This window comes from Streptomyces sp. NPDC059564, from assembly GCF_042735575.1.
GTDB lineage: Bacteria > Actinomycetota > Actinomycetes > Streptomycetales > Streptomycetaceae > Streptomyces.
The window spans coordinates 1-5503 of record NZ_JBHWBP010000446.1; the positions used below are offsets into that span (position 1 = coordinate 1).

Annotated in this window: 5 protein-coding genes; all 5 read left to right on the forward strand. The window is 75.0% G+C overall.

Annotated elements, in window-relative coordinates:
- The first annotated feature begins 39 nt into the window (after positions 1 to 39).
- The 5 genes from hutI to ACFV0Q_RS37805 all read left to right on the forward strand — a co-directional run bounded on the left by hutI (position 40) and on the right by ACFV0Q_RS37805 (position 5456).
- Positions 40 to 1218, forward strand: coding sequence for an imidazolonepropionase (gene hutI / locus ACFV0Q_RS37785; protein WP_385012068.1), 1179 nt, complete (start codon positions 40 to 42; stop codon positions 1216 to 1218).
- A 155-nt stretch (positions 1219 to 1373) separates the two neighbouring features.
- Complete coding sequence (locus ACFV0Q_RS37790) at positions 1374 to 2027, forward strand: LPXTG cell wall anchor domain-containing protein (protein ID WP_385012070.1); 654 nt, start codon at positions 1374 to 1376, stop codon at positions 2025 to 2027.
- A gap of 17 nt (positions 2028 to 2044) precedes the next feature.
- Positions 2045 to 3028: a hypothetical protein gene (locus ACFV0Q_RS37795; protein ID WP_385012073.1), complete on the forward strand. Its 984-nt coding sequence runs from the start codon at positions 2045 to 2047 to the stop codon at positions 3026 to 3028.
- Positions 3025 to 4119 (forward strand): hypothetical protein, encoded by a 1095-nt coding sequence (locus tag ACFV0Q_RS37800; protein WP_385012075.1) that lies wholly within the window; start codon positions 3025 to 3027, stop codon positions 4117 to 4119. The genes ACFV0Q_RS37795 and ACFV0Q_RS37800 overlap by 4 nt, the downstream gene beginning before the upstream one ends.
- Positions 4120 to 4133: 14 nt before the next feature.
- Positions 4134 to 5456, forward strand: a complete 1323-nt coding sequence (locus tag ACFV0Q_RS37805; RefSeq protein WP_385012078.1) for a hypothetical protein — start codon at positions 4134 to 4136, stop codon at positions 5454 to 5456.
- Positions 5457 to 5503 lie beyond the last annotated feature (47 nt).

The following is a 5503-nucleotide window of genomic DNA, read 5'->3' on the forward strand; positions in this document are numbered from 1 at the left end:
GTCTGGGGCGGAGCCCCAGGAAACCCCGAGAGGAACCCCGTGACCACCACCGCCATCACCAACATCGGCAGCCTCGTCACCAACGATCCGTCCGTCGGCGACGGCACCCCCCTCGGCCTCATCCAGAACGCGGCGGTCGTCATCGACGGCGACCGCATCGCCTGGGTCGGCCCCGCCGACAAGGCCCCGGCCGCCGACGAGACGTACGACGCGCACGGCCGCGCCGCGATCCCCGGCTTCGTCGACTCCCACTCCCACCTCGTCTTCGCCGGCGACCGCACCGCCGAGTTCAACGCCCGCATGTCCGGCCGCAGCTACTCCGCCGGCGGCATCCGCACCACCGTCGCCGCCACCCGCGCCGCCACCGACGCGGAGCTGGAGGCCAACCTCGTCCGGCACCTCGACGAGGCCCGCCGCCAGGGCACCACCACCTTCGAGACCAAGTCCGGCTACGGGCTCACCGTCGCCGACGAGGCCCGCGCCCTGCGCATCGCCGCCGCGCACACCGAGGAGGTCACCTACCTCGGCGCGCACATCGTCTCCCCCGACTACGCCGGCGACCCGGCCGGCTACGTCGGCCTCGTCACCGGCGAGATGCTGACCGCCTGCGCCCCGTACGCCCGCTGGGTGGACGTCTTCTGCGAGAAGGGCGCCTTCGACGGCGACCAGGCCCGCGCCATCCTCACCGCCGGCGCCGCCGCCGGGCTGATCCCGCGCGTCCACGCCAACCAGCTGTCCTACGGCCCCGGCGTGCAGCTCGCCGTCGAGCTGGAGGCCGCCTCCGCCGACCACTGCACCCACCTCACCGACGCGGACGTCGACGCCCTCGCCCAGGCGGCCGGCACCACCGTCGCCACCCTGCTGCCCGGCGCCGAGTTCTCCACCCGCGCCCAGTGGCCCGACGCCCGCCGCCTGCTCGACGCGGGCGCCACCGTCGCGCTGTCCACGGACTGCAACCCCGGCTCCTCCTACACCAGTTCGATGCCCTTCTGCATCGCCCTCGCCGTCCGCGACATGGGCATGACCCCCGACGAAGCCCTGTGGTCGGCCACCGCCGGCGGCGCCGCCGCGCTGCGCCGCACCGACGTGGGCCGCATCGCCCCCGGCGCCCGCGCCGACCTGGCCCTCCTCGACGCGCCGAGCCACGTCCACCTCGCCTACCGGCCGGGCGTCCCGCTCGTCTCCGCCGTCTGGCAGCGCGGGGTGCGCGCCGTCTGACGCCCCGCGCACCGTACGAACCGGCCTGAAACGGCGTGTCCGACAGGCCGTTGATCCGGGCCGTCCTTTGTCTTCCCTCCGTAAGGCCCCGGGCGTACCTTGAGCCACCAATCTGATGTGTCGTCAGTAACTTGTGGCCCGAGGGGAAGACGAAGGTGTCCGACCGGAAACGCTCCACCGCGCTCGCACTGGCCTGCGTACTGGCCGGATCGGCGGTCCTGCTCGCGGCCCCCGCGGCCCACGCCGACGTCGTCGACGTGCAGTACGACTGCCAGACCCCCATCGGGGACAAGTCGGCGGTCTCGCCCATCGACATCAAGGCCGTCAAGGAGGGCGACGGCTACAAGCTGACGATGTCCTTCCAGAAGGGCGTCTCCTCCAGCCCCATCGAACTCGGCAAGGGCGCGATGAGCCCCGGCGCCGTCATCCTGGCCGACGGCGCCGAGAAGGTCTCCGTACCGGTCTCCGGCCCGCCCAACCCCGAGGCCGTGCCCGCCAACACCCCCATCAAGATCACCGACCTCTCGGGCACCTACACCCCGAAGAAGAGCGGCAAGGTCACCTTCACCGCCGGGGTCCTCACCATCAAGGCCATGGGGACCACCACCACCTGCACCCCCGGGAACAGCCCCAAGCCCTCCCTGGAACTGGAGGTCACGGCGGCGGGCGGCGACACCCTGCCGCAGACCGGCCCCGCCGACTCCGCCCTCGCCCTCGGCACCCTCGGCGCCACCGTGCTGCTCTCCGGCGCGGCCGGAACGCTCTGGCTGACCCGGCGCGGCCGCCGGGCCCAGCAGACCCGGTCCTGAACGGAGACGCCCCGTCCATGCGCGTGCTCCACACCCTCACACGGCTCGGCGCCGTGCTCCTCGCCGCCGCCACCCTCCACGGCGCCCCGGCCGCGGCCGCCGACGAGCCCGGCTGGACCGCCGAACCGGCCGCCGGGCGCCCCGGCACCCCGCGCCCGTACTTCTACCTCGCGGGCACCTCCGGCGCCGTACTGGAGGACCGCGTCGCCCTGGCCAACACCGGCGACCGGGAGCGGGTCGTCACCCTGCGCGGGGCCGACGCCTACAACACCCCCGACGGCGCCCTCGCGGTCCGCCCGCCCGGGCGGACCGCCGGGGCCGGGTCGTGGATCAGCTTCGGCGGCGCCACCACCGTCACCGTCCCGCCGCGCACCCGCGCCGTGGTCCCCTTCACCGTCACCGTGCCGCCCGCCTCCCCGCCCGGCGACCACCCCGCCGCCGTCGTCGCCACCGAGGGCGGCCGCGAGGTGGCCGTACGGGTCCACCTGCGGGTCGGCGGCCCGACGCTCGCCGCGCTCACCGTCGAGGACGTCTCCGTACGCGGCCGGGGCGCCGCCACCGCCGTCGCGTACACCCTGGTCAACCGGGGCAACGTGGCCCTCGCCCCCGAGCTGGCCCTGCACGCCGAGGGCCGCTTCGGCGAGGTCCCCGGCCGGAGCGCCCGCGCCCTGCCCGTCGAGCTGCTGCCCGGCCAGCGGGTCCGGCTCACCGAGCCCTGGCCCGGCGCGCCCGTCCTCGACCGGGTCGCCCTCACCCTCACGGTCACCGCCCCCGGCGCGGCCCCGGCCGCCGCGAAGGCCTCGGCCTGGTTCCTGCCCTGGGGGATCGCCGCCCGGACCGGGGCCGGACTGCTCGCCCTCGGCGCCGCCCTGGCGGCCGCGCTGCTCCTCGTACGCACCCGGGGCGCCCGGCGCCGTCCGCGCGGGGAGCCCGAGACCGCCCGGGACCCGTCGCACGAGCGGGCCGTACGGGAACACGAGCTGACGGGAGCACCCAGGTGAACGGCATCCGCGGCCGCCTCGCGGCCCTCCTCGCGGCCCTCGCGGTGGCCCTGCTCCCGGTGGCCGCCGCCCCGGCCGCCGCCGACACCGGCAAGCCCGCCGTCACGCTCTCGCTCTCCGAGGCCGCCAAGGGCACCGAGCTCAGCGCCGACGGGACCGGCTGGCGGCCCAGGACGATGGTCATGCTGCTGGTCTGCGGCCAGAACATGATCGGCGGCACCAACAGCTGCGCCAACGCCGACGGCGTGGCCGTCGCGGTCGGCGACGACGGGCACTTCGGCGCGCGACTGCCGGTCGTGGCACCGCCGAAGCCCTGCCCGTGCGTGGTGAACGTGACCTCCGTCAACGGGGACCAGTCCACCGTCGCCGTCCCCCTGAAGATCACCGGCCATCCGGTGGCCGAGCTGCCCGCCGAATCCGGCACCGCCCGCCTCGCCATGCTCACCGGGGTCCGCCTCAAGGGCGACGACGGGGTGCTGACCTGGTTCGGCGCCCCGCCGGGCCGGACGTTCACCGCCACCGTCGGCAACCTCGGCTCGGCGCCCGTCAAGGACCCCGTCTTCCAACTGGGCACCGCCCACGGGGTGTTCGCCCCGCAGTGGGAGGAGGCCCGGTGGAAGGGCACCATCCCGCCCGGCGGCAAGGCCGAGATCGCCCTGAACGTGGAGCTCCCGGCCGGCGCCCACGGCGACTACACCGTCTCCCTCAAGTACGGCGACACGGTCCTGGCCGGCCAGCCCTGGGGCGTCGACCGCCCGTACGGGGTGCTGCTGTTCTGGGGCCTGCTCCTGGTGGTCATCCCGACGGCCCTCTTCCGCGCGGGCATGGCCGTCGTGGACCGGGTCCGCCCGCGCGCCGCGGCGTCCGGCGCGGGCCGCCGGCACGCGGCCTCCGCGGTGACGGCCCGGCTGCCGCGGATCGCCGCCGTACGAGGCCCCGTACGAGGACCCGCGCCGGCCGGGGACCCGGAGGCGGCCCTGCCGTGGTTCACCCCGGAGCCGCGACCGGAGGATCCGAGCGGCGACCGGCCGCACACCCCACAGACATCCGCACCGTCTGAGAACAGTCCGACGACGAAGGGACACTTGTGAAGACCCAACGGAGGGTGAGCGCGGCCGTGATCGCGCTGCTGCTCAGCGGCGCGGGTATCGCCATGGCGGCTTCTCCCGCCCAGGCCGCCGACGCCACGTTCAAGGTGAAGTGCGTACCGCCCGCGGGCGGCGGCGACCCGGTGGAGGGCGAGACCACGGCCAAGATCACGGCCCCGGCCACGGCCAAGGTGGGTGACGAGGTCGACGTGTCGTGGGAGACGGTCAAGCCCGCCTCCAACAACACGGACCTCATGGTGATCCCCAAGGACTCCGTGGTGCCCACCGGCTGGTTCACGGTGGGTGGCGGCCCGGGCGGCGAGCTGAAGGTCGTCGGGGAGAAGAAGAACCCGGAGATCCCGAAGAAGGCCCCCATGGTCATGTCGGTGATGAAGGGGAAGCTCAAGCTGACCAAGGCCGGCAAGGTCACCCTGACGCCCGGCCGCTACGAAGTCGCCGTCTCCTTCCCCTTCGGCACCTTCGTCACCAAGTGCGCCCCGGTCGGCGCCGTCTCCGGCGGGGCCACCATCGACGTCTCGGCGGGCTCCGGTGACGGCGGCACGACGGCCGGTACGACCGCCGGCACCACGTCCGGCACCACCGCCGGTACGACGTCCGGCACGACCGGCGGCACGACGTCCGGCACGACGAGCGGCACCACGTCCGGCTCCACCACCGGAGGTACCGGCGGCCAGACCGACTTCCCGGGCAAGGCCGTCGAGGTCGCGTACGACTGCGGCGCGGTGGTCCCCGGCGGCATCAAGACCCCGGTCACGATCAGCGCGAAGAAGAACGGCGGCAGCTACGACCTCACGGTCAAGACCGCCAAGGGAGCGATGGCCGCGCCCATGGCCCTGCCCGCCGGGGCCCTCAAGCCCTCGATGGACGTCAAGCTCGGCGGCGCCGACAGCGGCAGCGTCAAGGTCACCGGACCGGCCAACGCCGAGCCGATCCCCGACAAGGCTCCCGTCAGCCTGAGCGACATGACCGGCACCTACAAGCCCGGCAAGTCGGGCAAGGTGACGCTCAGCCCCGACCAGCTGACGATCGACGTCACGATGGCCCCGGGCTCCACCCCGATCAACGTGCCCTGCAAGGCGGCCAGCAGCGGCGTCTCGCTGGAGCTGGACACCACCGCCCAGCCGGGCGGCGCCACCGGCTCCACCACCGGCGGCAGCACCACCACCGGCGGCGCCGCGGCCTCGGGCGGCCTCGCCGAGACCGGCGCCGAGGACGCGGGCGGCATCAAGGCCCTCGCCCTGGTCGCCGGCACGGTCATCCTGCTCGGCGCGGCGGTCTTCACCTTCACCCCCTGGCGCCGCCTGCGCGGCACCCGCTAGCGGCCCCGGCCGCGACGCGCGACGGCCCGGCACACCGAAGGGTGTGC

Bases quoted from the DNA above. Each gene is read 5' to 3' on its own strand.
- ACFV0Q_RS37795 (WP_385012073.1), top strand. From the start codon at position 2,045: ATGCGCGTGCTCCACACCCTCACACGGCTCGGCGCCGTGCTCCTCGCC.